The sequence below is a fragment of the Bradyrhizobium sp. BR 1433 genome (genome assembly GCF_051547665.1).
Lineage (GTDB): Bacteria > Pseudomonadota > Alphaproteobacteria > Rhizobiales > Xanthobacteraceae > Bradyrhizobium > Bradyrhizobium australafricanum.
Genome location: NZ_JBPUGG010000001.1, coordinates 7128592 through 7155275 on the forward strand (window position 1 = coordinate 7128592; position 26684 = coordinate 7155275).

Genomic DNA, 26684 nt, shown 5'->3' on the forward strand with positions numbered 1-26684 from the left:
CCTCATGGTGTTGCGTCTTTTTTTGATTAGTAGCGCAGCGGCCAGTGCACCCAGGCCCGCCTGATGTCGTGCCAGGCGCCGACCAGCCCCCGCGGCTGGAAGCGCAGGAACAGGATGATGACGAGGCCGTAGAGCATGCTCTTCAGCTCCTGCGCGCCGGTCGTGAAGGTCGCATCCATCTGCGCGCTGAACAGGCTGAAGACGAGCCGTGTTGCCTCCGGCAGCAGCACGATCAGGATGGTGCCGAGCACCGCCCCGAGCGCGGAGCCGAGTCCGCCGACGATCAGGATCGCCAGCGCCTCGATCGATAGCAGGAACGGAAAGCCCTCGACGCTGACGAAGGAGAGATAGATGCTGTACAGCGCGCCGGCGATGCCGGTGATGAATGCCGAGGTGACGAAGGCGAACAGTTTGTAGGCATGCAGGTTGATGCCCATGACGCGCGCCGCCGTGTCGTTGTCCCTGATCGCGACGAAGGCGCGGCCGACCCGGCTGCGGCGGATATTGAGGGTGGCGAACAGCGTCAGCCCCGCGATGCCGAGGCAGAGGTAGGTGAAGGCCGCATCGCCGTCGAAGCTGATGCCGAGGATCTCGGGCCGCTGCACCTGAATGCCGCGTGCGCCGTTGGTGAGCCAGCGCATCTCCAGGATCACGGTGTTGATGATGAAGGAGAAGGCGAGCGTGGTGATGGCGAGGTAAAGTCCCTTGAGCCGAAGCGACGGCGCACCGACGATCAGGCTCGCCAGCGCCGGCACCACGCCGGCGCCGAGGAAGCCGACCAGCGGCGGCATGTGATATTTCGAGACCAGCACCGCATAGGCATAGGCGCCGGTGACGAGGAAACCGACATGGCCGAGCGAGATCAGGCCGGTGTAGCCGGTCAGGATGTTGAGTCCGAGCGCACCGGTGACCGTGATCAGGATGATCATCAGGAACGACAGCGCGTAGGAGTTCAGCACAAAAGGAGCGGTGATCAGCGCCAGCAGCAACACGGCCGACCATAGCCACACCGGCGGGGAATCGATCAGCGCAACCAGTTCGCCGTAGCTCTGCTTGTAATCGCCGGTGCGCATCACACCCTCTCGATGTCGCGTTCGCCGAAGATGCCGAATGGGCGGATCATCAGCACGATGATGATCATGGCAAAGCCCGCGACCTCCTTCATGCCGGAGCCGATATAGCCGCCGGCCAGGTTTTCGGTGATGCCGATCAGGAGGCCGCCGAGGCCGGAGCCGAGCACGGCGTCGAGGCCGCCGAGGATGGTGGCCGGAAACGCCTTTAGCCCGAGCTGGAACATCGCCGGCGATAGATCATAAGACAGCGCGAAGAACACGCCGCCGATGCCGGCGATCACCGAAGACGCGGCCCAGGCCAGCGCATGAACTCTTGTTGCGCTGATGCCCATCAACAGCGCCGTGCGATCGTCGGCTGCGACCGCGCGCATCGCAACCCCGACCTTGCTGTAACGGAAGAACGCCCAGATCGCGGCGATCAGCAGAAGCAGCGTCGCGATGACCGCAATCTGCCCGGTACGCACGCCGATGCCGCCGAGATGCACGATGCCGCGGCCCATGCCGATATCGAGGCCGTGCGGATAGGCGTCCCAGATGAAGTTGATGGCGGAGCGCAGGATCACGGCGAGCCCGATCGTGACCATCACGGTCGCGAATACCGGCTCGCCCAGCATCGGCCGCATCACGAGCCGCTCGATGATCAGGCCGAGCAAGACAGCGGCGAGAATCGCACCCACCGCGACGACGAATACATTGCCGCTGACCGTGGTCGAGATCGTCCAGGCGATATAGGCGGTGATCATGGTCATCTCGCCCTGTGCGAAATTGACCAGCCCGGTGGACTTGTAGATCACCGCAAAGCCCATCGCGATCAGCCCGTAGATCGCGCCGATCGCGAGCCCCGAGATCAGCAGCTGGATGAGATACTGCATTCAGCCCTCCGCCCGGTAGATGATGGCGAGTTCACGGGCGAACTTCTTCTCGATCATGGCGCGGCGTACCTTCTGGGTGGCGGTCAGCTCGCCGTCGTCATGGTCGAGCTCCTTTTCCAGGATGGCGAACCGCCTGATGTTCTCGACCCGGGCGAACCGCTTATTGGTCTCGTTGACGACGCGCCCGACCAGCTCATTCACTTCGGGAAGCTGCGACAGCGATTTGTAGTTGGTGTAGGCGAGCGCCCGTTCGCGCGCCCAGCGGCCGACATTGTCGTAATCGACCTGGATGATGGCGCCGAGATACTTCTTGGCCTCGCCGACCACGATCGCTTCCTTGATGAATTCGGAATCCTTCAGCGCGTTCTCGATCTCGGACGGCGCGATGTTCTTGCCGCCAGCGGTGATGATGATCGCCTTCTTGCGGTCGACCACGGCGATCTCGCCATTGTCGAGGACATCGATGATGTCGCCGGTGCGCAGCCAGCCGCCGGGCTCCAGCGAGGCGGTCGAGGCCTTCTCGTCGAGGAAGTAGCCCTTGAAGACGCCGGGGTTGCGCAGCAGGATCTCGCCGTCGGTGTCGCACTTCCATTCGGTCTGCGGCAGCGGCACGCCGCAGCCGCCGATCCGATGATGGCTTGCGGTCTGGATGAAGGCGACGCCGCCACTTTCGGTGAGGCCATAGCCCTGCGACACCGGACGGCCGATGATGTCGAAGAAGCGCAGCGTCTCCGGCGAGATCGAGGCGCCGGCGCACAGCCGGTGCCGGCTGTAGGCGAAGCCGAGATGGCGCTGCAAATTGCGGAACATCAGGAGATAGAGCAGCCCGTAGGCGGCGCGATCGAGCCAATTGTCTTTGCCGGCCTGTCGACGGTCGGACAGCGTGCGGCCCCAGGCGAGGCAGGCCCTGGTGAAACTCTGGCGCAGGCGACCGCTCTCGCCGAGGCGAAACAGAAAGCCCTGCTGCAGCTTCTCGTAGATGCGCGGAACGCCGACGAAGAAGGTCGGCGCAATCTCGCGGATGTTGATCGCGACCGTGTCGATCGATTCGGCAAAGGACACGGTGCCGCCGAGCACGAGATGGGTCACGGTGCCGTAGCAACGCTCGGCGACGTGGCACAGCGGCAGATAGCTCACCGCCTCGAACGGCTCGTCGGCGATCCCGACGGTCCTGGCGTAGGCATAGGCGGCATAGACGAGATTGCGATGGGTCAGCATCGCGCCCTTGGGCGGGCCGGTCGTGCCCGAGGTGTAGACGAGGATGCAGACGTCGTCGGGCGCGCCCTGGCTGATCAGGCGGTCGAGCGTGGCGTCGGCCTCCGGGTTCTGCTGCGCGTAGGCCCTGCCGCGCTCGCACAATGCGGCGAACGACATCAACTCCGATTGCCGGTAATGCCGCAGGCCCTTCATGTCGATGCAGACGATGGCCTCCAGATCCGGCAGGCCGCCATTGCCCGCCATCGCATCCAGCACCTTGTCGGTCTGCTCCTGGTCGCCGGTGACGACGATGTGGGCACCCGAATGCTTGACGATATATTGCAGCTCGACCCAGGGGTTGGTCGGATAGATGCCGACCGCGACCGCGCCGATCATCTGCGCACCGAGATCAGCATAAAGCCATTCCGGCGTGTTCTCGCCGGCGATGGCGATCCGGTCGCCCGGCTTGATGCCGAGCGAGAGCAGGCCGAGCGCCACCGCGCGCGCAGTGTCGTAATAGTGGCGCCAGGAATAGGGATTCCAGATGCCGTGGTCCTTCTCGCGCAGCGCCAGCGCCTCGCCGTGCATCGCGGCGCGCTGCCGCAGCAATTGCGGGATAGTGATCGCGGCATCGGCAAGCGCGGTTTGGAACGCGTCGGTGCCGGTTACCGGCGGGTTGCGCGGCGCGCTCGCTTGCAGCGGCGGATGAGCGGTGCGCAGGCTATCCAGCGTCGACATCACGCGCCCGCCTTTGACATCGCGTCAGCGCGCTGGCCGCCGAGATAGGCCTCCGCGACTGCCGGATCGCGCCTGATCTCACCAGGTGTGCCTTCGGCGATCTTGCGGCCGAAATTCAGCACATGGACGCGGTCAGAGATGTCCATCACGATGCGCATCTCGTGCTCGATCATCACGACGGTGATGCCGAGCTCGTCGCGGATGTCGAGCACGAAGCGCGCGATGTCCTCGGTCTCCTCCTGGTTCATGCCGGAGACCATCTCGTCGAGCAGCAACAGCTTCGGCTCGCAGGCGAGCGCGCGGGCGAGCTCGACGCGCTTCTGCTGGCCGTAGGACAGCGTGCCGACCACGGCGTCCCTGATGTGCTCGATCTCGAGGAATTCGATGATGTGCTCGAACGCGCTGCCGCGCCGCAATTTCCTCCTTGCGGGTACGCCCGTAAAACCACACCGCATCGAGCACGGTCGAGCGCAGGTGGGTGTGGCGGCCGGTCAAGATGTTCTCGACCACAGTACCGTGCTTGAACAGCGCGAGATTCTGGAAGGTGCGGCCGATGCCGACGGCGGCGAATTTCCATGGCGAGATCGTCGAGAGGTCGATGCCGTCGAACGTGATGCGGCCGCCGCTCGGCCGCAGCACGCCCGAGATCATGTTGAACAGCGTGGTCTTGCCGGCGCCGTTCGGACCGATCACGCTGCAGATCTCGCCGGGCGCGACGCGCAGGCTGACATCGGCGACGGCCTGCAGGCCGCCGAAGCGCTTTGACAGGTTCTCGACCGTGAGCAGCGCGGTCACGACAGCCACCGCTTGCGGCGCTTGTAATGCTTGACGTCGCGCAGGCTCTTGCGGCCGGCGGAGGAGGCGCCGAGATAGAACTCCTGGACGTCCTCGTTGGCGGTGAGCCTCGATGCGGTGCCGTCGAGCACGACGCGGCCGGTCTCCAGGATGTAGCCGTAGTCGGCGATGTCGAGTGCGCGCTGCGCGTTCTGCTCGACCAGCAGCACCGTCATCTTTAGTTCGTCACGCAGCCGGACGATCACCTCATAGATGCGGTCGATGATCAGCGGCGCGAGGCCGAGCGACGGCTCGTCGAGCGCAAGCAGCACGGGATCGGTCATCAACGCGCGGCCGATCGCTAGCATCTGCTGCTCGCCGCCGGACATGTAGCCGGCGATCTGGTCGCGCCGCTCATATAGCCGCGGAAACAGCGCAAACACCTTGTCGCGGCGCTCGCGCGCCTCGGCGCTGGTCCTGGTGTAGCCGCCCATTTGCAGGTTCTCGTCGATGGTGAGCGCCGCGAACACGCGGCGGCCCTCCGGCACCTGCACGATGCCGCGGCGGACCAGTTCGTCCGGCGCAAGGCGATGCACCTCGTCATTGCGGAAGCGGATGCTACCGTTCTCGATCACGCCTTCCTCGGTATAGAGGATGCCGGACATCGCCTTCAGCAGCGTCGATTTGCCGGCGCCGTTGGAGCCGAGCAGGGCGACGATGCTGCCCTCGGGCACCGCGATCGAGATGTCGCGGATCGCCTCGATCGCATTGTCGTAGACGATCCGGATGTTGCGGAATTCGAGCAGGCACTGCTCTGGCACGGCGACTGGCGCTGCTTGCGGCATCGGATGCGGGATGGTCGTCGGCATCGTGCTCAGACCCGGCCTGCCGATAAGCGCGGGCGCGCGGCGAGGATCGCATCGGTGACGATCTTGGCGGTCTCGGCGCAGGCCTGCGTGCCGCCATTGCCATATTGCTTCACCGCGTCGCCGACGCACCACAGGCCCTCGATACCGGTCTCGCGCGGCAAATCGTAGCCGGCGCAGCTGCGTTGTGCCGGCCAGTTGTCGCGCATCACCCGGATCGACAGGATTTTTGCCTGGTCGAAATTCGCGAACTGCTCGCGCAGATCCTCGAGCGCGAGCCGGACTTCTGCATCGGAGTCAAAGTCACCGAGCGCGGGTACCGGCACGGCATAGGCGACATAGAGGTGCCAGCCGGGCGGCGCCAATTCCGGACAGGTGGCCGAGAGGTTGGCCATGTTGCAGAGCCGGCGCGTCTTGCCGAAGGTGACGATGCCGGGATGATTGATCAGCGGCTCGCGGCTCGCGACATTGATGACGATGTTGGCGGCCGGGCGGAGGTCGTTCTTCACCCTGGCGATATAATCCGCCGGGAACGCCTCGCTGCCGGCAAGCGCGACCGTGGCCTTTGGCCCGGCATTGCTGATCACGAGATCGGTGTCGATCCGCACCGGTTCACCGTTCCTGAGCACGGTGACGCCTTCGACCTTGCCGTTAGCGGTGTGGATCGTGGTCGCCGGCGTTTCGAGCCAGATGTCGCCGTTGCGCCTGATCGCGCTGCCTAGGCTGTTCCAGACGCCGATCGTGCCCTGCGGGCAGAAGCCGAATTTCTTGAAGGCGCCCTTGCTGGTGAAATAGGTGAGGAAGGCGCGGGCCGGCAGCTCCGCGGCGTTGCAGGCGAAGATTGCCGCGCAGAGATTGCGGAACAGCGCGTGCACGGTGGCGTTGCTGGTGTAGCCCTTCAGCCAGTCCTCGGTCGATTGCCGCCCGTCGGGCAGATTGCCGGAGCGGGCGTCGGCGAATTTCTCCAGGATGCGTGAGGCCTGTTTTGTGAGCTGCCCGAGCAGCAGCGACCAGCCGCCGCGGCCGACATCGATCACCTTGCCGTCGATGAAGAACGAACTCGCCGGCTCCGGCGCGCGGATGTCGAGCGGGGCGCCGATGGTGTTGAAGGTTTCCTCGAACACGCCACCGAACTCGATCGCGATCGCCCCGATATTGACCTTGAAGCCGTCGATCTCCTCGGTCGAGGCGCGCCCGCCGAGCCGGTCCTTGTCGTCGACGACGAGCGTATGCAGCCCGCCATGGGCGAGACGCGCCGCGGCACACAGCCCGCCGGCACCGGCTCCGATCACGACAGCATCGATCCTCTGAGAATCCACGCGCAACCTCCCGCGATGCCGCCGGGTTGGTCCCGGCATGCGCAATCCGCTTGCTTGATGGAAGGCAGTCTAATATAATCCGACCGGTCGTTCAAATTATTTTTTGACGCAGGTCGCTCGTCGCACGGGCGATCGAAGAGTTCTGGTGGATGGTGCCCGCAAAGGGGAGGAGAGCCTGGGGCTGCGGTAGTATAGAGAGAGGCAGTCGCCCGATTCCGGCGGCGCCGATGGTGCACGAGAGAGACGGCAATGGCGCGGACGCGCTCAGAGATTATGACGAGATTCAGCGGAACATTCTCACCACCGCCTGCGGCCTGTTCGCGCGGCAGGGCTACATGCGTGCCTCGATCGCCGACCTTGCGGATGCCTGCAAGCTGTCGCGCGGCGCGCTGTACCATTATTTCGATTCCAAGGAAGCGATCCTGTTCGCGATCCTCGACGCCCACATCCGCGAGATGATCACCGACGTCGAGGCCGCGATGGCCGCAAAGGCGACGACGCTGGAGCAGTTCCGCGCCGCGATCCAGGCCATCGTCGCGCTGAATGCGCGTTCGAGCGACGAGCAGCGCGTGATCCTCAACGACCTCTCGTTCCTCGGCGAGACCGAGCAGGATGCGATCAAGGCGCTGGAGCGCCAGCTGGTCGACACGGTCTCGGATCTGCTGGTCAAGCTCGACAAGGAAGGCAAGATCGTCAAGCGGACCAAGAAGATTTACAGCATGATGCTGTTCGGCATCCTGAACTTCAGCCACACCTGGTACGATCCGAAGGGCGGGATCGATCCAAGGGAGTTCGCCGACATGGTGGTGGACCTGTTCCTGTACGGCTTCACCATGCCGGTGCCGGCAAAGGACGCCGCGCGTGCGCTGCGCCAGCGCGCGTGAGGCCATCGGGGCGCGCTTCGCGACCTCGCGCCGAAGACATCTCTCGCAGCGATTATTCCTCATCTCATCTGCACATCATCGTGAAGGCCGAGACGTTGTCCCGCGCGTAACGCGCGCACGGCGCGCGGCGTAGTTCTGCCACGAACGCCGCAACAGCGGCCGATGGTGGCTCCGCAGCGAGGGAAGCAACAACCACATGAATCTGTCGTTCAACATCGCCGAACAGGGCGAGGGGTCTTATCGAGCGCTCGCGATCCTGCGCTGGGTCATGGTCGTGATCTTCGTGTCGTTCGGCATGCAGAAGTTCACACTGCAATCGGCGCAAGGCATCGCGCAGTTCATCAGCAACAGCCCGTTCATCTCGTGGCTGTCGGTGTTCGGTCTCCGGGGCGAGGCCTATGTGCTCGGCGTCGCCGAGTTCGGCATCGCGGCGCTGCTCGCCGCCGGCGCGTTCAGCCCGGTTCTCTCAGCGATCGGCGCGCTGATGGGCGTCATCACCTTCGCGGTGACGTGGTCGTTCTTCTTCACGACGCCGGGGGTGGTCAAATGGAGCCTGTCGACCGATCCTATGACCTGGAACCTGGCCGGCGAGTTCCTGTTCAAGGACATCGTGCTTCTGTGCGTCTGCCTCGTGCTGCTGTTGGCGTCGTTGCCGCGGTCGATCGTCCGCTCGCGCGCCAAATAGGTGTCGCGCCGCGCATCGATGGTTAACCAATGGTTAAACAGTCATCGCGCGCATCCGGCATCTGGAACAGGACAAAACGTCGCGGACGACCGTGTCTTGAAAATCGAATCCGATCGGCTTATGCAACCTTCGATTGACGAATTGTTGCTACGGAAGAAACGTCCCCGGTTGGGAGCGGAATGTGACGAAGTCAGAAATATCCTTGGCCCGATCGGCAAGCGCCGATCTTGCCTTTTCGTCGAAGCCCACTCCCGTCATTTTCAAACGTCCCGCATTTTTTAGTTCGATTGCAGTTCCCGCACCGTGGCTGGAGTGGGAGGGCGGTCGCGATCGCGGCATCCGGAAGTGACCACCGGAACAGCGATCGGGCCGCCCCGTCCCCAGCCGGGCGGGTAACGGCGCAAGACGCGCAATCGTGAATTCGGACGCTTGGGTTCCACCGCTAGGATCGTGATGTCGCCATCTCTCGATGGTGAACAGACTAGTCTGCAGGTCGCATCGCAACATCGTCCCGATTTCGTTCATCATGAGACAATGGCTCACCGTTCGGATCGCGGCCGTCCTGTTCGTGGTCGCTGGTAGCGTGCTTGGAGGGGCGCGCGCGGATTCCGACATGGATGCGCAGATCAGGGACATCGTCACGACGGAACTCGCGCCGACTGCGACCGCGGCCGATCCGGGCGGCCTCGCCGCGGCGGTCTATGCCGGCGGGCGGGTCGGCTTCTTCAATTACGGCTTCGCTGACGCCGCGGCGAAGCGACCGGTCACCCCGGACACGCTGTTCAACCTCGCCTCGTTGCGCAAGCTGTTCGAGGCGACGCTGGTCGCGCTCGGCACCGAGCGCGGCGAATTGCGGCTGGACGATCCGGTTGGCAAGTATCTGCCCGAGCTCAACGGCGACTACGTCAGCCGCGTCACCATCGGCGAGCTCGTCGATCATACATCGGGGCTGCTGCTGCCGACCGATCATCCGCCATGGCCGGAGGGACCTTCAGCCGTGATCAGTTCATCGCGATGCTCAATGCATGGACGCCGCCGGCAGGAGAGCAGCCGGGCAAGCAGCGCATCTACAGCCATGCCGGCTATGTCCTGCTGCAGCTGGTGCTGGAGCGGCGCTATGAGATGCCGATCGCGACGTTGATCGGGAGCCGAATCCTCAAGCCGCTCGGAATGACGTCGACCTTCGTTCCGGACCGCAGCGAGGACGACCGCGCGAGGATGGCGCCCGAGATGATGCAGCGGGTGGTTCAGGGCTACTCCCACGACGGCACGGCGATCGGTGCGCCGGGCAATCAGCAGCGCTATTACGATTTTCCAGGCACCGGCCAGATGTTCTCATCGGCGCGCGATCTCGGCATATTGCTGGGCGCCTGCCTCGACGGCGCGGTGATCGATCCCGAATTGCGCGCAGCGTTGCAGATGACCGAGCGGGAGAGTTTTCGCGTCGACGAAAAGTTCGGCCAGGCGATGGCATGGGAGCATGTGCGGCTGGACGGCATCACCGTGATCGACAAGCCGGGCGGTCTCAATAACGCCTCAGCCTATGTCGGCCTGGTGCCGGCGCGCAGGCTCGGCATCGTGCTGCTCGCCAATCGCGGCGACTATCCGCACGAGATCGCGCGCTACAGGATCTTGCCGGCCCTCGCGCGACTTTAATCGCAGGACGTGCCGGTCCAATGACACGGCCTGCGCGGCAGGGCAGAGGATGCATGCAAAAATCGCGATGGCGCGGAACCGTGATGAGCTGTATAAGCCGGTAGCTTCTTCTCCATTTTGAAGAGGCTGATATGACCGATCTGTATCCTGATTTGCACAATTGGCTTTCGCAACAGCCCCATGGGTTGCGAACCTTCAGGACCTTCCAGCAAAAACTCGAGATTCTGAGCAAGGACGACCCGGAGCAACGCGGCGTTTGCCGGCTGCTGAGCGGACTCGTCGGCAACTACGTCGAAACCTTCGACGAGGAGCCGCTGCCGGTCGCGGTCGCCGACCGCGCCTATGGCCGGCTGCTCGATCTCGTCGCAAGCCTTGATCTCAAGGGAAATCCCGACCGGCGCCTCGCCGACATCAACCGCATCGCGTCCTGCGATCTGCTGAACTGATCTCAGCGCAAGACGCTTCGCGTTTTGTCGCGGAAAAACCGGTTCGCACTTTTCCGGATCGTGCTCTAGCGCCGCGTCGTCGCGAGCTCGCGATAGAGCGCGGCGTAGCGGCCGGCGCGATTGTGCCAGGAGACATCGGTGGCCATGCCGGCCTGCTGCAGCCGGCGCCATGTCACCTTGTCGTTGAACAGCAGGTTTGCCTTGCGCAAGCCGTGGGCGAGCGCATCCGAGGTGACGGGTGCGAACTTGACGCCGGTCGGCGCATCGCCGGTGATCGCGACTTCGTCGAAGTCGAGCACGGTGTCGGCAAGGCCGCCGACATTGGCGACAACAGGGACCGCGCCGTAGCGCAGCGCGCACAGCTGGGTGAGGCCGCACGGCTCGAAGCGCGACGGCACCGCGAGCGCGTCCGCGCCGGCCTGGATCAGATGCGCCAGCGCCTCGTCGTAGCCGATCACGACCGCGATCCGTCCGGGATTGTCGCGCGCCAGCGCGGCGTAGCGATCCTGCAGGTCGCGATCGCCGCTGCCGAGCAGCGCAAGCTGAATGCCTTCGCCGAGCAGCGTCGGAATGTTCTCGAGCAGCAGGTCGAGGCCCTTCTGCCATGACAGCCGGCTGATGACGCCGAGCAGCATCGCATCCGGCATTGGATCAAGCCCGAAGCGCCGCTGCAGCGCCGCCTTGTTCATCGCGCGATCCGCCGGCTGCTCGGAGCTGAAGCGCGCCGCGATGTCGGGATCGGTGGCTGGATTCCACACCGATATGTCGATGCCGTTGAGGATGCCGCTCAGCACGTCGGCGCGTTCGCGCAAGAGGCCGCCGAGCCCCATGCCGCCCTCGTCGCTTTCGAATCTCCCGCGCATAGGTCGGCGACACCGTGGTGATGCGGTCGGCGAATTGCAAGCCGGCCTTCAACAGGCTGATGGTGCCGTAATATTCGACGCCATGCAGCGCGTAGGATTCGCCCGGCAGGCCGAACGCGGCAAGCATGTCCGGCGAGAACTGGCCCTGATAGGCGAGGTTGTGCACGGTCATCACCGTGCCGGGCCGCGGTTGCCCGGCATAATGCAGGAGGGCGGGTGCGAGGCCCGCCTGCCAGTCATGCGCATGCACGATGTCGGGGACAAAGGGGGTGATCGCGCCCTGGCCGATTTCCGCCGCCATCCGCGACAGCGCGGCAAAGCGGATGCCGTTGTCCGGCCAGTCGCGTCCGTCCGGGCCGACATAGGGATTGCCGGGCCGCGCATAGAGATGCGGCGCGTCGAGCGCGAACAGATCGAGGGCATCATGCGTGCCACCCAGCACGCGGATCGGCCCGCCGTAGAATTCCGGCCGGTGCAGCAGCGTCTCCGCCGAAGCCAGCGCCTTGAGCACGTCGGGATAGCCGGGCACCAGCGTCCGCGTCGTGACGCCGTGCTGCTTCAGCGCCGCCGGCAGCGCGCCGACCACGTCGGCGAGGCCGCCGGTCTTGACGATCGGGTAGACTTCGGAGGCGACTGCGAGGACGCGGATGGGCGTCATGTTCCCAGCCTGTCGATCATGGACTGCGTGATCAGCGTGATCCCGTTCTCGGTGGTGCGGAAGCGCTTGCCGTCGAATTCGGGATCCTCGCCGACCACGAGCCCTTCCGGAATCCTCACCCCGCGATCGATCACGACGTTTCGGAGCCGTGCTCCGCGGCCGACATTGACATAGGGCATGATCACCGCATTCTCGATATTGGCGTAGGAATTGACGTGCACGCCGGTGAACAGCAGGGAGCGGCGCAGCGACGCGCCTGAGATGATGCAGGCGCCGGAGACAAGCGAGGTCACCGCCTGGCCGCGCCGTCCGTCCTCGTCATGCACGAACTTGGCAGGCGGGGTGATCTCGGCATAGGTCCAGATCGGCCATGATCGATCGTAGAGGTCGAGCTCGGGCACCACGTCGGTGAGATCGATATTGGCGCCCCAATAGGCATCGACGGTGCCGGCATCGCGCCAGTAGGAGCGGGGATCGTCGCCGGAGCGGACGCAGGAATCGTTGAACTGATGCGCGATCGCCCGGCCGTGCTTCACGATATAGGGGATGATGTCCTTGCCGAAATCGTGGGCCGAGTTCGGGTCAACGGCATCGCGGCGCAACTCGTCGAACAGGAATTCCGAATTGAAGACATAGATGCCCATGCTGGCCAGCGACTTGTCGGGCTTGCCGGGCATCGGCGGCGGATCGGCGGGTTTCTCGAGGAAGGATTGGATCAGGCCGGTCTCGTCGATATGCATGATGCCGAAGGCGCTGGATCAGCCCGCGGCATTTCAAGGCAGCCGACCGTGACATCGGCGCCGCTTTCGACATGCTGCTTCAGCATGATCTCATAATCCATCTTGTAGACGTGGTCGCCGGCGAGCACCAGGATGTACTTGGTGCCGTGCGCTTCGAGGATGTCGATGTTCTGGTAGACCGCGTCGGCCGTGCCGACATACCACATCGTTTCGGAGACGCGCTGGCTTGCGGCAGGATGTCGAAACTCTCGTTTCGCTCCGGCCGGAAGAAGTTCCAGCCGCCTTGCAGATGCCGGATCAGGCTGTGCGCCTTGTACTGGGTCGCCACCGCGATGCGGCGGATGCCCGAATTCACTGCATTGGATAGTGCGAAATCGATGATGCGCGACTTGCCGCCGAAATAGACCGCGGGCTTGGCGCGCTTGTCGGTGAGCTCCTGAAGCCTGCTGCCGCGTCCGCCGGCCAGCACGAAGGCGAGGGCGTGACGCGACAAGGGTTCATTTCCGACTGATCTCATGGTCATCCTCCCAGAACTTCAGGCTGGCCTCGCTACCTTCTCTTGTCCGGAAGGCCTGATCGGGCGCCAACGGGGCCGATTGGGAACGTAGCAAGTGCATCCCGGTTGAGCAAAGCGGGATGGCGGGCTTTCGTTCCCCGGACCCCCGCTCGTGAAGATCGGGGTTGCGGGTCGGTTAAAGCCATTGACGAGACGTGATTTCGGCCTAGAGCAAGCCTGCCATTTTCTTCTGTCAGGCCAGCATTCCATGACACTTGCTTCCGTCACGCCCCAGGACATCCGCGCAACGCTGCTGCTGCGCCGGGAGATCGCGCTGCTCGACGTCAGGCATGAGGCGGAATTCGCTAGCGGCCATCCGCTGTTTGCCGCCAACATGGCGGCCGGCCGGATCGCGCTCGAAGCCGAGCTGCGATTGCCGCGCAAGGACGTGCCGATCGTTCTCTATGACAATGGCGAGGGGCTGGTCGCTGCCGCCGCGGAGCAGTTGATGGCGCTGGGCTATGGCGATGTCGCCGCGCTCGCCGGCGGCTTGCGGGGCTGGAAGGCGGCCGGTTACGAGGTGTTCGAGGACGTCAACTCCTACGCCAAGGCGTTCGGCGAGCTGGTCGAGTTGCGCAGGCATACGCCGTCGCTGAGCGCCGACGAGGTCGCCGCGTTGATCTCGGACAAGGCCAACATCGCGATCCTCGATGTCCGCCGCTTCGACGAATATGCCACCATGAACATCCCGGGCTCGGTCAGCGTGCCCGGCGCCGAGCTGGTGCTGCGCGCCGGCGGCGCGGCGCCCGATCCCGACACCACCATCATCGTCAACTGCGCTGGCCGCACCCGCTCGATCATCGGCACGCAGTCGCTGATCAATGCCGGACTGCCCAACAAGGTGCGGGCGCTGCGCAACGGCACGATCGGCTGGACGCTGGCGAAGCACGATCTCGAGCACGGCGCCAGCAAGCGCGGCGGCATCGGTCCGTTCGAGGGCGCAGGCGACAATGCGCGCGACGTCGCCTATCGCGCCGGCGTCCGTCACATCGGGATCGATGAACTCGCCGCGCTGGACGAGGACACGCACCGTACGCTGTATCGCTTCGACGTGCGCGATGCCGAGGATTACGCGGCCGGTCACCTTGCCGGCTTCCGTCACTATGCCGGCGGCCAGCTGGTGCAGGAAATCGACATGGCCGCGCCCGTGCGCGGCGCGCGCATCGTGCTGAGCGACGACAAAAGCATCCGCGCCGACATGACGGCGTCCTGGCTCGCGCAGATGGGCTGGGAGGTCTATGTGCTCGACGGCGGCTATGACGGCCGGCTCGAAGTCGGCCCGCCGCGCATCGTGCCGCGGCCCGATCCCGCGCACTGCTACCGGCGACCCTATGAGGGCACCGGCGTCGCGGAGCAGGCGATGCAGGCCTATCTCGATTGGGAGTACGGCCTCGTCGAGCAGCTGCGCCGCGACGGCACGCACGGGTTCTATGTAATCTAGCGGATGACGTGGTGACGGCGGGGCGACCGCATCGGTGCCGAGACGCAGGGGCGCACTGCCAAAATATCGAAAACAACCCCATGCAAAGGAGCCGGTGGCTGCCGGCAGACACGGCAACTTGACTCGTCGGGCAAATCAGTGGTATTATTCTACTATTCAGAAATCGTGCAGATGCCCCTCGCAGGGTCATCACTCGCCCGTGCGGGGTGATCCATATTCTAGAGACAGGAGCGGCCGCAGCTCCCTCCAGGCGTCGTCCCGGCGAAGGCCGGGACCCATACGCCGCAGCGGATGTTGTGGATGGGACTCGTCGTTCCGGCATCGCGTAAACCATTTGCAGCGGTGGTTATGGGTCCCGGCCTTCGCCGGGACGACGCTGAGGATGGATCGCAATTCAGGATGTCAAACAGCGCGATGTCATCACCCGCGCATGCGGCTGATCCAGTATTCCAGAGGCGTTCGTGCTTGAGCCGAGCGGCCGCGGCGACTCGTGGAGAAAGCCCCACCCGGATCGCATCTATCGATGCGATCCGACCCAAGAGCGAGCTCCGCTCGTCTCGACCCCGCAAGCGGGAGTTTGCCGCGAAACGTAACTCAGCCCGCTCTTCACCTCGGCAACGCCACCGGCGTCAGCTTGAACGGGCCGGGGTCCTTGCCCTTGTTGTCGCCGATCACGTAGGACAGCTTGCCCTCGGCGACCCAGCCGACATCGCCGACCTGCGTCACCGAGACCGGCTCGGCGAGGCCATCCTTGATGGTGTCGATGGTAGCCTCGCTGCCCTTCACCGTGACCTTGTCGAGCTTGCCGTTGCCCTCGATCAGCAGGAAGCCGCCGCCATGGGCACGCAACGCGTCGGCGTGGTCGAGCGGCCGCGACGGCTTCAGCTCGGTCACGGCGCCGGCCTTGCCGTCCTTCATCTCGATCTTGAACAGTTTGGCCGGAATGAAGGTCGTGACGTAAAGATTGCCGTCGGCGCCGATCGCGATGCCGTCGAGCCCGACGCCGTCCTTGGCGGGCGCGAGCTGCGGATCGGTCGCGAACGTCGCCAGCGCCGTGCCGCCCGCCTTCAGGCTGTAGACGAACGGCCGAAGGAATCGCTCACATAGGCGGTGCCGTCGACACCGACCACGATGTCGTTGCAGAACGATTTCGGATCGCTCAAGGCAAAGCTGCCCTTCGGCGCGCCGCTCTTGAGATCGAAGGTTTTCAGCCAGGCGCCCTTGGTGTCGCTCGGCCCCGCCACGCCCATAGCGCTGATGTCGTTGGAGCAAACATAGAGCGTGCCGCTCTTCTCGTCGGCGAGCACACCCAGCGTCGAGCGGCTGTCGGCGGCGCCCGGCTTGACCAGCTGCTCGGCCTTGCCGCCCGAGATCTTCGTCACGCCGCCATGGTTGAAGCTGCCGACGTAGAGCGTCCCGTCGGAAGTCGAGGTCACGCTCTCCGGAAAACTCTTGTCGGGAACGCCGACCGGAGCTGTTTCGGCGCGCACTGCGCCGGCCGCACCGAGCGCAAGGATGATGGCCGCTAGCGATGCGCGGCGGATCTTTAGCAGTTCTCCCGTTGCGCGCGGACGTCCCGCGGCGGCATTGTTCTTTATCATGATCGCGTTTCCTCAATGAACCTGGTTGGACCAGGCAGGATTTTCTTGGCGATCGTCTCCGGTCGATGGTTGTTGTCTGCAGGGTTCCCGACCGGATTGTTCACCCGCCTGCCTTGTCGTCTCGATATATACGATAGTATATAGCGTAAGGGAAGCAGCGGAGGATAGATGCAACAATCTCAGTGTCGTCCCTGCGAAGGCAGGGACCCATAACCACCGATGCTGATTATCTTGCTTTGCTGGAACGACGAGTCCGTTCACAATATCCGCTGCGGAGTATGGGTCCCTGCTTTCGCAGGGACGACAGTGGAGTGCGTGTGACGGGCGTTGCGTGCCCGAACTCGCAGGAGATCATCACACCAGATGGTTGACCTTCGCCACCCAGGCGCGGATGTGTGCCTCATAGGCCTGGGGATTGCTTCGTCGCTTCAGCGCAAAATTGCTCTGCAATTTTGTCGCGAGCTCCTCGCAATGACGAAGATATCGCGGAGGTCAATCCGGGCGGAACGCGTCGTAGACCAGCTTGCGGAACGCGGGCGTAATGCGCTGGCGCTCGTTCTGGGTCTGCTCGAGCATGATGTAGATCATGTCGAGCTTCGGATCGACGCCGAAATAGGTTCCGCTGCCGCTGTCCCATTTCAATTCGCCGATCGAGCCGGGCGGCGGTGGCTTGGCAATGCCGGGATCGGTGCGCACGGCGATGCCGTAGCCATAGCCGAAGCCGTCGCCGGGAAAGTACCAATAGTCGCGGCCGACACCGGAGCCCGGCCCGATATGGTCCGTCGTCATGGTCTTGAAGGCTGCGGGGCTGAGATAGCGCTTGCCGTCCAGCTCGCCGCCGTTGAGCAGCATCTGCGCGAAGCGCGCATAATCGAGGATGGTCGATACCAGGCCGCCGCCGCCGGATTCCCATTCCGGATGCGCGCGCCGGTCGTTCTCGCCCTCGATCAGGATGGTATCCGAGGGCAGCGGCTCGGCGAGCCTTGTCCGTTCGGTCTCCGCATCGAGCACGTATCTGGTGTCGTTCATCTTCAGGGGATCGAACAGGCGCTCCTTCTCGAACTGATAGAGCGTCTTGCCCGAGACGATCTCGATCACCCGGCCGAGCACGTCGGTGGAATGGCCGTAGCGCCACAGCGTGCCCGGCTGCCGCGACAGCGGCAGCTTGGCTAGCCGCGCCACGAATTCCTCGTTGTCGAACTTGCCGTCGAACAGATGTCCTGCGCGGTAGATCTTCTGGATCCAGTCGGCACCGATATATTCGTAGGTGATGCCCGACGTGTGCCGCATGATATCTTCGATGGTCACCGGCCGGATCGGCGGCACCAGCTCAACCTTGGCCGGATCGTTTCCACCATCCGGTTCGATGGCGACCTTCACGTCGGCGAAAGCCGGAATGTATTTCGACAGCGGGTCCTGCGGCGACAATTTGCCTTCGTCGACCAGCATCATCGCGGCGGTGTTGGTGATCGGCTTGGTCATCGAGTGCAGCGCGAACATCGTATCCGGCCGCATCGGCGACTTGGTTGTGACGTCGCGATAGCCGAAGGTCTTCAGATAGACCGGCTTGCCGTGTTGCTGGATCAGGATGACTGCGCCCGGAATTTTTCCCGCCGCAACCTCGTTGTCAAAGAATGCGGTGATGCGTTCGAGTTTTTCCGGCACCGGGGCAGGGGCATCGGAGGCGCGCGCCGCGCCTGATATGACAACTGCAAGACAACCGATCGCGGTCACTGCTCCGCGAAGCGTCAGCACAGCACGGTGGACTGCCCGATCATACCCGCACGACATTGAAAAGCCTGCCCCTGCCTGATGCCCTGAGCGCAGAGTTTTAACGGCGTGCGCTCCCGCGCACCATAATCATTTTGGAGCGAGTTTATTCCCGGCGATCGCCGGAATTATACGATTTGGGTAGCGCCGACGGGCGTACGCACCGCATTCGACAGCACCTGCAGCGCCTGGCTCAGTTCGGCGCGGTTGCGCGCCGCACCCAGCGACACGCGCAGGCCACGCGGCGCGGCTTCGCCCGCCGCAAAGGCGTCTTCGCCGACCACGGCGAGACCGTTGCGCATCAGGTGCGACAGCAGGTCGGTGCCGTCGAAATGCTTCGGCAGCGGCATCCAGAGATGGTGGCTCGCCGGCCGCGCCGCATAGCTGACGCCTTTGAGGAAGCGGGTCGCAAGCTGCTGGCGCGCGGCCGCCTCGTTGCGAATGGCGCGGATGATGTCCGCGGCGACGCCGGAGCGCAGCCATTGCGTGACCAGCGCGACCATCAGCGACGGCGGCATCTGCATGGTGGCCTGCATGCCGGCGCGCATGCGCTGCTCGGCGGCGGCATCGGGCGCCAGGAGATAGGCGACGCGCAGGGCGGGCGCGATGCATTTTGCGATGCTCGCGGCGTAGTAGGTGCGTTCCGGAATCAGGGTTGCGATCGGCGCCATCTGTGGTTCGAGCGGCCCGTAGACGTCGTCTTCGATCAGGACGCAGCCGCGCTTGCTGATGATATCGGCGATCGCCTTGCGTCTGATCGCGCTCATCGTCGCCGTGGTCGGGTTTTGCTGCGTCGGCACCAGATAGACCGCCTTCGGCTTGTGCTTGCGGCAGGCCTCGTCGAGCGCCTCGGGCCGCGCGCCCTCGGCGTCCATCGCAACCCCGACCAGGCGGACATCAAGCCGCGCCGCCGCGGCCTTGATGCCGGGAAAGGTCAACGCCTCCGTCACCACGACATCGCCCGGCGATGTCAGCGCCAGCAGCGTGTTGAAGATGATCGCCTGCGAACCCGGATAGATCACGATGCGGTCGGCCGCCGCCTGCGGCACCCGCGGCGCGAGCCACGCGGCGCCGGCCTCGCGCTCCTCAGTGGTGCCGCCCGGACGCGTGTAGCCGAGATAGGCGGAGAACCCGGCCTCGGAGCGAATGGTCGCAAGTCCCTGCGCAATGCGCAGGTCGAGATTGGCCTCGACCGGCTGCGGCGGCAGGTTCATCGACAGGTCGATGTTGACGGGCGCGGGCAGGTCGGAGGTGGCGCGCGCGGTGGTCTCCGAGACGAACGTACCCTGGCCCACACGGGCGTCGAGCAGTCCGCGCCGCCGCGCCTCGCCATAGGCGCGAGTCACCGTGGTCAGATCGATATCGAGCGCTGACGCCAGCGCGCGATGGGTCGGCAGCCGCTGGCCGCGCACCAGCCGACCGCTCGCGATGTCGGCGGCCAGCGCATCGACGATGCGCAGGAACATCGGGCCGTGCCATTCCGAAAATGTAGGGATCCAATCCATGCAATCCGACGCTTTGTCTTTGATTGTAGGTGCTCGAATGCATATTGTATGGATCATGCAGATCAGGTCAAGGACGACGGCGAAAGGAAAACGACGATGACCGAGACGGTTTCCCTGCCAAAGGCGATGTGGCGCGGCTTCACCATGAAGTGCCCGAACTGCGGGCGCGGCCATCTGTTCGGCCGTTTCCTCAAGGTCGCCGATCACTGTGAAGTCTGCAGCGAGGACTTCACCCCGCAGCGCGCGGACGATTTCCCGGCCTATCTCGTGATCGTCGTGGTCGGCCACGTCGTGGTGCCGGCGCTGCTGTGGCTCGAGATGAACTACGCGCCGCCGGCCTGGCTGCAACTGGCGATCTGGCTGCCGTTCACGCTGTTTAGCGCGCTCGCGCTGCTGCAGCCGACCAAGGGCGCGATCGTCGGATTGCAGTGGCAACTCGGGATGGAGGGATTCGCGGCGACGCGGCGTGCGGTGGCGCCCGCCCGGGCGCAAAGCAGCGTCGGACGGACTCGCGAAGCCTGACGCGATCTCAGAATCGTAGCCCGGATGAGCGAAGCGATATCCGGGAACAGTTGCCCCGCATATCGCTGCGCTCATGCGGGCTACAGCAGCGGGTCAAGTCAGGATCGTAGTCCGGATGGAGCCAACGGGTCGCGCGAACGCGCGCCCGATGACAGGGTCAGCGAAATCCGGGGTTCGTGCCGCAGGTAACACCGTCCCGGATTGCGCTGCGCTGCATCCGGGCTACGGATCAATCAAATCGGATGATGATGCGGCCGGAACATCCGGCCCTTCTCCGTCACCAAGACGACGGCGAGCGCGGCCAGCGTGCAGAGGAAGAAGCCGGTCGCGAACGGCGCCAGCGTGCCGTTGTAATCCTGGCCGATCGTGGTGCCGACGCCGATCCCGAGCAGCGTCGTGATCGTGCCGTACAGCGAGGAGGCGGTGCCGGCGATCTTGCCCTGCGGCTCCATCGCGAGCGCGGTGAAATTCGCCATCATCAGCCCGAACGCGAACATCATCAGGCCCGACAGCACCATGAACAGCGGCAGCGACAGCGTGTCGGTCTTCACCGCCAGCAGCAGGGCGCCTGCGACGACGGCAAAGCCGGTCAGCGCGGCGTGCGAGATCACCCGCATGCCGATGCGGCCGACGATGCGCGAATTGAGGAAGCCGGCAATCGCGACGCCGACGGCGCATGCCGCGAACGCGACCGGGAAGTAGTGTCCGAGCTTGAATATCTCCGTGAAGATCTGCTGCGAGGAGAACACGAAGGCAAACAGCGAGCCCTGCACGCCACCGGCGGCGAGCGCATAGCCGAGCGTCTGGCGGTTGGTGACGGTCTGGCGAAACGCTGACAAGACCTCCGGGATCGCCAGCGACTTGCGCAATTCCAGCGGCAGCGTCTCCGGCATCCGCATCGCGCTCCAGGCCAGCGCGATCACGCCATAGATCATCAGCAGCACGAAGATGCCGCGCCAATGCGTCAGCAGCATCACCGCCTGGCCGAATGACGGCGCGATTACGGGAACTGCGATGAACACCATCATCGCCAGCGACATCACGCTCGCCATCCGCCGTCCGGCGTAGCAGTCGCGCACGATCGAGGTCGCGATCACGCGGGTCGCCGCGGTGCCGAGCCCTTGCAGCGCGCGCGCCAGCAGCAGCGTCTCGAACGAGGGCGCCATGATCGCGAGCAGGCCGGCGATGGTGTAGACGGTCATGCCGCCGAGCAGCACCGGGCGGCGGCCGAAGCGGTCCGACAGCGGGCCCATCACGAACTGGCCGACGCCGAAGCCTACCAGGAAGATCGACAGCACCATCTGCGGGCGGTTGGCATCGGCGATCTGGAACGCGGAGCGGATGTTCGGCAGCGCCGGCAGCATCATGTCCATCGCCAGCGGGTTCAGCGCCATGATCGAGGCGATGACGACGACGAATTCGGGAAAGCCCATCGGGCGGTGGCCTGAGGAAACCCAGGCATCGGCATTAATGTCAGACACTTAGCAACCTCTTGGCAATCCTCGCATCGTAGCGATCGTGTTGCGATGCACAATCGGCGTTTCGGGATAGCTGCCCGCCGATCGCGGTCGAGGTAGCGGAGTCGGGAACCGGGCCAAAAGCACAATTCGCCGAATATCGTTGCGGATGCAACTATTTTGCTCGTGTGGTGCGGAAACCTCTGCTAATCCCGGGCCCAGCATCCGTGCGGGGCAGGCGCATCGCCGCCGACCACGCCCGCGCGGCCAAGAACAGGTTCAAGAACGGGTTTTGGGGAGGCGACATGTCCATCGAACTGTCCGCGCGCTCGCGCGGCGCTGAACTGTCGGATGAGGAGCGCAAGGTCCTCACTGCAACGCTCGTCGGCACCACCATCGAGTGGTACGACTTCTTCGTCTATGCCCAGGCGGCGGGCCTGGTGTTCGGCGCGCTGTTCTTCGCGCCGATGAACGCGAACAATCCGCTGCTGGCGCAGATCGTCTCGTTCGCGACGCTCGGCCTCTCATTCCTGTTCCGCCCGTTCGGGGCCATCGTCTGCGGCCATCTCGGCGACCGCTTCGGGCGCAAGAACATGCTCGTCGTCACGCTGTTGTTGATGGGGGCGGCGACCGCGCTGGTCGGCCTGCTGCCGACCTACGCACAGATCGGTGCCTGGGCGCCGGCACTCCTCATTCTCCTGCGCATCCTGCAAGGCTTCTCGGCCGGCGGCGAGTGGGGCGGCGCGGCGCTGATGGCGGTGGAATCGGCGCCCGTCGACAAGCGCAGCTTCTTCGGCTCGTTCCCGCAGATCGGCACGCCGCTCGGCATGATCCTGGCGACCGGCGTGCTGTGGGTGCTCACCGCGACGCTCGGCAAGCAGGCGATGATCGAATGGGGTTGGCGGATTCCGTTCCTGCTGTCGATCGTGCTGATCGTCGTCGGCATCGTGATCCGCCGCACGGTCGAAGAGTCTCCGGTGTTCCAGGCGATGCAGCGGCGGCACAAGGAATCCTCTGCACCGCTGCGCGACCTGATGCGCAATCACAGCAAGGAGATCCTGCGCACCGCGTTGATCTTCATGGCCAACAATGCAGCCGGCTACATCCTGATCGCGTTCATCATCAGCTACGGCGCCAACACGCTGAAGATGCCGTCGGAGCAGCTGCTGCTGATCGGCACGCTCGCGGCGGTGAGCTGGTTCATCTTCACGCTGCTCGGCGGTATCCTCGGCGACAAAATAGGCCGCGTGCGCTGCTTCCAGATCGGCTACACCCTGATGGTGCTGTGGGCGGTGCCGATGTGGTTCCTGATCGACAGCAAGAACCTCTTGCTGTTCTTCGTCAGCGCGGTCGGGCTCACCATCGCGCTCGGCCTGTCCTATGGCCCGCAGGCGGCGCTCTATGCCGAGCTGTTTCCGGCCAAGGTGCGCTATTCCGGCGTCTCGATCGGCTATGCGCTCGGCGCCATCTTCGGCGGCGCCTTCGCGCCGATGATCGCGCAATGGATCATCGGCACCTACGGCCAGTCCTGGCGCGTCGGCGTCTACATCGCGGTGCTGTCGCTGATCTCGCTCATCACGGTGTCGACGATTAGGGATCCGCAAGGCGTCGATCTGAACGTGCACGACGCGGGGGCGTGAGCCGCGACCTTGTGTCATTGCGAGGAGCTCGCGACAAAACTGCGAAGCAATTTTGCGCTGAAGCGACGAAGCAATCCATCGATCCGCGTATGCGGTGAAATGGATTGCTTCGCGGAGCCTGTCATCCGGCGGCGCTTCGCGCCGACCGGGTGGCTCGCAATGACGGAGATCAAACCCCCAGCATCGCCTTTAGCTTCAGCACCGCGCTGTCGGGTGTCGTCAGCACCTCGCGGCCGGTGAATTCGGCGACGCGCTCGGCCGCCGGCGCCATGCTGTACTGCGCGAGCGCGATCAGGTCGCAGTTGCGCAGCTCCTTGGACGCCTCGACGACGATGCGGTCATGCTCGGCGCGGTCGCCGCGGTCGAGCGCTGCCAGCGCGCCATCGGCAAGTTTCGGCACCAGCGTGACCTGTGGCGGAAATTCCGGCGGCATCGACACCAACGTCGGCGGGAAGGTCGAGAGCAGGCCGATCCGCTTGCCCTTCGCCACCGCCTGCTCGATCATCGCCTCGTTCGGCTTCAGCACCGGCATCGGCGCGTGCGCGCGCGCCACCGCCTCGATGCACGGCCCGAACGCCGAGCAGGTGAACAGGATGCCATTGGCGCCGGTGCTTGCCGCATAGCGGCCCATGGTCAGAAATCGCTCGGTCATGCGCTCGTCAAGCTTGCCGTCGCGCGCGAGGTCCGCCGACAGGCTATCGTCGAGCAGGTTCATCAGCCGCGCCTCCGGCCAATGCCGTGCGAACGATGCTTCGATCGGCACGATCGAGTGTTTCAGGGCGTGAATCAGGGTGATGCGCATCGATGTTTCTTGCTCTCCCTCTCCCCGCTCTTTCGCGGGGAGAGGGTTGGGGTGAGGGGCTCTATCGTCGTAACAGGTGAGAGGAGGGTATGCGGAGGCGCCCCCTCATCCGGATTGCTTCGCAATCCGACCTCTCCCCGCAGGCGGGGCGAGGTAACTTCGGTCACTTGAACGGAATCGCGTACATCAACCCGCCCTTGCTCCAGGTGGCGTTGAGGCCGCGCTCGAGCTTCAAGGGGCTGGCCTTGCCGACATTGCGCTCGAAGATTTCGCCGTAATTGCCGCCGGCCTTGATGGCGGCGACCAGCCATTTGTTGTCGAGGCCGAGGCGCGAGCCGAGATCGCCCGACGCGCCGAGCAGGCGCTGGATCGCCGGGATTTGCGACTTCGCCATCTCGTCGGTATTGGCCTGGGTGACGCCGAGCTCTTCGGCCTCGATCAGGCCGTAGTGCAGCCAGGTGATGATGTCGCTCCAGACCTCGTCGCCGTTGCGGGTGAACGGGCCGAGCGGCTCCTTGCTGATGGTCTGCGGCAGCACGACGTAGTCATCGGCCTTCGGGGCTGCGGTCGCGACCGCGCCCGCGAGCGCGGAAGCATCCTGGGTCATGGCATCGCAGCGGCCGCCGAAGAAGGTCTGGTACATGGTGTCGACGCGGTCGAACACCAGCGGCTTCCAGTCGATGCCGTTGGCGCGGCCGTAGTCGCCGAGCGTCACTTCATGCGTGGTGCCCTGGGCGACGCACACGGTGGCGCCCTTGAGGTCCTTCAACTCCTTCACGCCGAGGTCCTTCTTCACGACAAAGCCCTGACCGTCGTAGAAATTGACTGGTCCTTGCCGCAGCCCAAGCGTGGTGCCGCGCAGAAAGGTCTGGGTCGAGTTGCGGTAGAGCACGTCGATCTCGCCCGACTGCAGCGCGGTGAAGCGGTTCTGCGCGGTCAGCGCGACGTAGCGCACCTTGGCGGGATCGCCGAGCACGCCGGCGGCAAGCGCACGGCAATAGTCGACGTCGAGACCCTTGAAGTTGCCTTGCGAGTCCGGCGCCGAGAAGCCGGCAAAGCCGGTCGAGACGCCGCACACCAGCGTGCCGCGCTGCTTGACGGTGTCGAGCGTCGCCGCGCTCGCGCCCGCAATGCCTGCGGCGAGAACGGTTAGAGTGATGATACCCCTCAGCATGTCTTCCTCCTCCTCATGTTTGCGCATGATCCCTGCGCAAACGCTTCGCGTTTGTCGCGGGAAAACCGGTGCCCACTTTTCCGGATCATGCTCCGTGACCAATATCCTTCAGCGCGCTGTCTACCGCAGCGCCTAGCCGTTCGACGATCATGTCGATGTCGCCGGACGTCGCGATATAGGGCGGGGCGAGCAGCACGTGATCGCCGCGCTGGCCGTCGGCGGTGCCGCCCGACGGATAGCAGCCGAGCCCGCCGGCGAAGGCCGCGGACTTGATCCGCTGATGCAGCTTCAGCTTGGGATCGAACGGCTGCCGCGTGGCACGGTCGGCGACCAGCTCGATACCCCAGAACAGGCCGCGGCCCCTGATGTCGCCGACATGACGATGATTGCCGAAGCGTTCGGTGAGCCGCTGCTCGAGCTGGCGGCCGCGCTCCCTGACCTGGTCGAGCAGCTTCTCCTCAGCGATCACCTTCTGCACCTCGAGCGCGGCGGCGCAGGCGAGCGGATGCGCCAGATCAGGTGTGGCCGTGCTGGAATGCGCCGGAGCCGCTGCGCACCGTGTCGACGATCGCGCCGCTGGCGAGCATCGCGCCGATCGGCTGATAGCCGCCGCCGAGGCCCTTGGCGACCGCCTGGATGTCGGGCGAGATGCCTTCCTGCTCCCAGGCGTGCAGCGTGCCGGTGCGGCCCATGCCGCACATCACCTCGTCGAGGATCAGGAGCGCGCCGTGGCGGCTGCAGATCTCGCGCACCGCCTTGAAGTAACCCTCCGGCGCCGGCACGCAGCCGGCGGTGGCGCCGACCACGGGCTCGGCGATGAACGCCGCGACCGTTTCGGGGCCGAGCCGCTGGAATTCGGCTTCGAGTTCGGCGGCAAGGCGCGCCACGAACGCCGCCTCCGATTCATCGTCGCGCTTCTCGTGATAGGCGAAGGCCGGCGTGACATGGCTGAACGAGGGCGACAGCAGCGGCGCGTAGGGCTCGCGGCGCCAGGGCATTGCCGCCGGCCGACAGCGCGCCGAGCGTATTGCCGTGATAGCTCTGGCGGCGCGCGATGAAGCGCGCGCGCTTCGGCTCGCCGCGCTCGATGAAATATTGCCGCGCCAGCTTGATCGAGGCCTCGATCGCCTCCGACCCGCCGCTGACGAAATAGACATAGCCGAGGCCGCCGGGCTCGTGGCCGACCAGCCGCTCGGCGAGCTCTTCCGCAGGCTCGGAGGAGAAGAAGCCGGTATGGGCATAGGCGATCTTTGAAGCCTGCTTGGCGATCGCGGCCAGGATGCGCGGATGCTGATGGCCGAGGCACGACACCGCGGCGCCGCCGGAGGAATCCAGAATCCGGTGGCCATCCTCCGCGATCAGCCAGACGCCGTCGCCGCCGACGGCCTTCGGCGGGGTCTCGCGCAGGCTGCGATGCATCACGCGGCTCTTGTTGGCTGCCATGA

At 64.9% G+C, this 26684-nt stretch carries 19 protein-coding genes and 5 pseudogenes; 7 read left to right on the forward strand and 17 right to left on the reverse strand.

Annotated elements, in window-relative coordinates:
- Window positions 1-26: 26 nt before the first annotated feature.
- The 7 genes and pseudogenes from ACSKB9_RS34255 to ACSKB9_RS34285 all read right to left on the reverse strand — a co-directional run bounded on the left by ACSKB9_RS34255 (window position 27) and on the right by ACSKB9_RS34285 (window position 6839).
- Window positions 27-1073, reverse strand: coding sequence for a branched-chain amino acid ABC transporter permease (locus ACSKB9_RS34255; RefSeq protein ID WP_438078703.1), 1047 nt, complete (start codon window positions 1071-1073; stop codon window positions 27-29).
- A complete protein-coding gene (locus ACSKB9_RS34260) occupies window positions 1073-1945 on the reverse strand; it encodes a branched-chain amino acid ABC transporter permease (RefSeq protein WP_168858856.1) in 873 nt (290 codons plus the stop codon). The genes ACSKB9_RS34255 and ACSKB9_RS34260 overlap by 1 nt, the downstream gene beginning before the upstream one ends.
- Window positions 1946-3880, reverse strand: coding sequence for an AMP-dependent synthetase/ligase (locus ACSKB9_RS34265; RefSeq protein ID WP_438078705.1), 1935 nt, complete (start codon window positions 3878-3880; stop codon window positions 1946-1948).
- Window positions 3880-4296 (reverse strand): ATP-binding cassette domain-containing protein, encoded by a 417-nt coding sequence (locus tag ACSKB9_RS34270; protein WP_438078707.1) that lies wholly within the window; start codon window positions 4294-4296, stop codon window positions 3880-3882. The genes ACSKB9_RS34265 and ACSKB9_RS34270 overlap by 1 nt, the downstream gene beginning before the upstream one ends.
- Window positions 4297-4369: 73 nt before the next feature.
- Window positions 4370-4684 (reverse strand): annotated as a pseudogene (locus tag ACSKB9_RS34275) (ATP-binding cassette domain-containing protein); the annotation flags it as partial.
- Window positions 4672-5523, reverse strand: coding sequence for an ABC transporter ATP-binding protein (locus tag ACSKB9_RS34280; protein WP_438078709.1), 852 nt, complete (start codon window positions 5521-5523; stop codon window positions 4672-4674). The gene ACSKB9_RS34280 and the pseudogene ACSKB9_RS34275, both read right to left, overlap by 13 nt.
- A gap of 5 nt (window positions 5524-5528) precedes the next feature.
- Complete coding sequence (locus ACSKB9_RS34285) at window positions 5529-6839, reverse strand: phytoene desaturase family protein (protein ID WP_438078711.1); 1311 nt, start codon at window positions 6837-6839, stop codon at window positions 5529-5531.
- 227 nt (window positions 6840-7066) lie between these two features.
- Here ACSKB9_RS34285 and ACSKB9_RS34290 point away from each other — a divergent pair, with 227 nt between their 5' ends.
- The 4 genes and pseudogenes from ACSKB9_RS34290 to ACSKB9_RS34305 all read left to right on the forward strand — a co-directional run bounded on the left by ACSKB9_RS34290 (window position 7067) and on the right by ACSKB9_RS34305 (window position 10510).
- Window positions 7067-7723 (forward strand): TetR/AcrR family transcriptional regulator, encoded by a 657-nt coding sequence (locus ACSKB9_RS34290; protein ID WP_438078713.1) that lies wholly within the window; start codon window positions 7067-7069, stop codon window positions 7721-7723.
- Between the two features lie 196 nt (window positions 7724-7919).
- Window positions 7920-8408 (forward strand): DUF417 family protein, encoded by a 489-nt coding sequence (locus tag ACSKB9_RS34295; protein WP_438078714.1) that lies wholly within the window; start codon window positions 7920-7922, stop codon window positions 8406-8408.
- A 613-nt stretch (window positions 8409-9021) separates the two neighbouring features.
- Window positions 9022-10064 (forward strand): annotated as a pseudogene (locus ACSKB9_RS34300) (serine hydrolase).
- Window positions 10065-10195: 131 nt separating this feature from the next.
- The gene (locus ACSKB9_RS34305) at window positions 10196-10510 is read left to right on the forward strand and encodes a hypothetical protein (protein ID WP_057018843.1); all 315 of its coding nucleotides are present in this window, start codon (window positions 10196-10198) and stop codon (window positions 10508-10510) included.
- 65 nt (window positions 10511-10575) lie between these two features.
- Here the strand turns inward: ACSKB9_RS34305 and glgA are convergent.
- Together glgA and glgC are read right to left on the reverse strand one after the other, a co-directional pair.
- Window positions 10576-12031: pseudogene (gene glgA / locus ACSKB9_RS34310) on the reverse strand (glycogen synthase GlgA).
- A pseudogene (gene glgC, locus ACSKB9_RS34315) lies at window positions 12028-13288 on the reverse strand (glucose-1-phosphate adenylyltransferase). Before glgC ends, glgA begins: the two co-directional pseudogenes overlap by 4 nt.
- Before the next feature lie 247 nt (window positions 13289-13535).
- Here glgC and ACSKB9_RS34320 point away from each other — a divergent pair.
- On the forward strand, window positions 13536-14768 hold the full coding sequence (locus tag ACSKB9_RS34320; protein WP_438078715.1) for a rhodanese-like domain-containing protein: 1233 nt from the start codon (window positions 13536-13538) through the stop codon (window positions 14766-14768).
- 606 nt (window positions 14769-15374) lie between these two features.
- Here ACSKB9_RS34320 and ACSKB9_RS34325 read toward each other — a convergent pair.
- The 4 genes from ACSKB9_RS34325 to ACSKB9_RS34340 all read right to left on the reverse strand — a co-directional run bounded on the left by ACSKB9_RS34325 (window position 15375) and on the right by ACSKB9_RS34340 (window position 19644).
- Window positions 15375-15686: a hypothetical protein gene (locus tag ACSKB9_RS34325; protein WP_438078716.1), complete on the reverse strand. Its 312-nt coding sequence runs from the start codon at window positions 15684-15686 to the stop codon at window positions 15375-15377.
- 149 nt (window positions 15687-15835) lie between these two features.
- Window positions 15836-16369: a hypothetical protein gene (locus ACSKB9_RS34330; protein ID WP_438078717.1), complete on the reverse strand. Its 534-nt coding sequence runs from the start codon at window positions 16367-16369 to the stop codon at window positions 15836-15838.
- A 492-nt stretch (window positions 16370-16861) separates the two neighbouring features.
- Window positions 16862-18160, reverse strand: a complete 1299-nt coding sequence (locus tag ACSKB9_RS34335) for a serine hydrolase domain-containing protein (protein ID WP_438078718.1) — start codon at window positions 18158-18160, stop codon at window positions 16862-16864.
- 107 nt (window positions 18161-18267) lie between these two features.
- Window positions 18268-19644: a PLP-dependent aminotransferase family protein gene (locus ACSKB9_RS34340; protein ID WP_438078719.1), complete on the reverse strand. Its 1377-nt coding sequence runs from the start codon at window positions 19642-19644 to the stop codon at window positions 18268-18270.
- A gap of 48 nt (window positions 19645-19692) precedes the next feature.
- Between ACSKB9_RS34340 and ACSKB9_RS34345 the strand changes: the two genes are divergently transcribed.
- Window positions 19693-20166, forward strand: coding sequence for a DUF983 domain-containing protein (locus ACSKB9_RS34345; protein ID WP_438078721.1), 474 nt, complete (start codon window positions 19693-19695; stop codon window positions 20164-20166).
- A gap of 233 nt (window positions 20167-20399) precedes the next feature.
- Here the strand turns inward: ACSKB9_RS34345 and ACSKB9_RS34350 are convergent, their stop codons facing one another.
- The gene (locus ACSKB9_RS34350) at window positions 20400-21599 is read right to left on the reverse strand and encodes a multidrug effflux MFS transporter (protein WP_249796145.1); all 1200 of its coding nucleotides are present in this window, start codon (window positions 21597-21599) and stop codon (window positions 20400-20402) included.
- A gap of 329 nt (window positions 21600-21928) precedes the next feature.
- Between ACSKB9_RS34350 and ACSKB9_RS34355 the strand changes: the two genes are divergently transcribed.
- Window positions 21929-23263, forward strand: a complete 1335-nt coding sequence (locus ACSKB9_RS34355) for an MFS transporter (RefSeq protein ID WP_438078723.1) — start codon at window positions 21929-21931, stop codon at window positions 23261-23263.
- A gap of 169 nt (window positions 23264-23432) precedes the next feature.
- Here the strand turns inward: ACSKB9_RS34355 and ACSKB9_RS34360 are convergent, their stop codons facing one another.
- From ACSKB9_RS34360 to ACSKB9_RS34370, 3 genes and pseudogenes are all read right to left on the reverse strand, one after another.
- Window positions 23433-24065: an aspartate/glutamate racemase family protein gene (locus ACSKB9_RS34360; RefSeq protein WP_438078725.1), complete on the reverse strand. Its 633-nt coding sequence runs from the start codon at window positions 24063-24065 to the stop codon at window positions 23433-23435.
- Window positions 24066-24228: 163 nt separating this feature from the next.
- Entirely contained in the window at window positions 24229-25239 is a 1011-nt protein-coding gene (locus ACSKB9_RS34365) for an amino acid ABC transporter substrate-binding protein (RefSeq protein WP_438078727.1), read from the reverse strand.
- A gap of 85 nt (window positions 25240-25324) precedes the next feature.
- A pseudogene (locus ACSKB9_RS34370) lies at window positions 25325-26682 on the reverse strand (aspartate aminotransferase family protein).
- Between the last annotated feature and the right edge of the window lie 2 nt (window positions 26683-26684).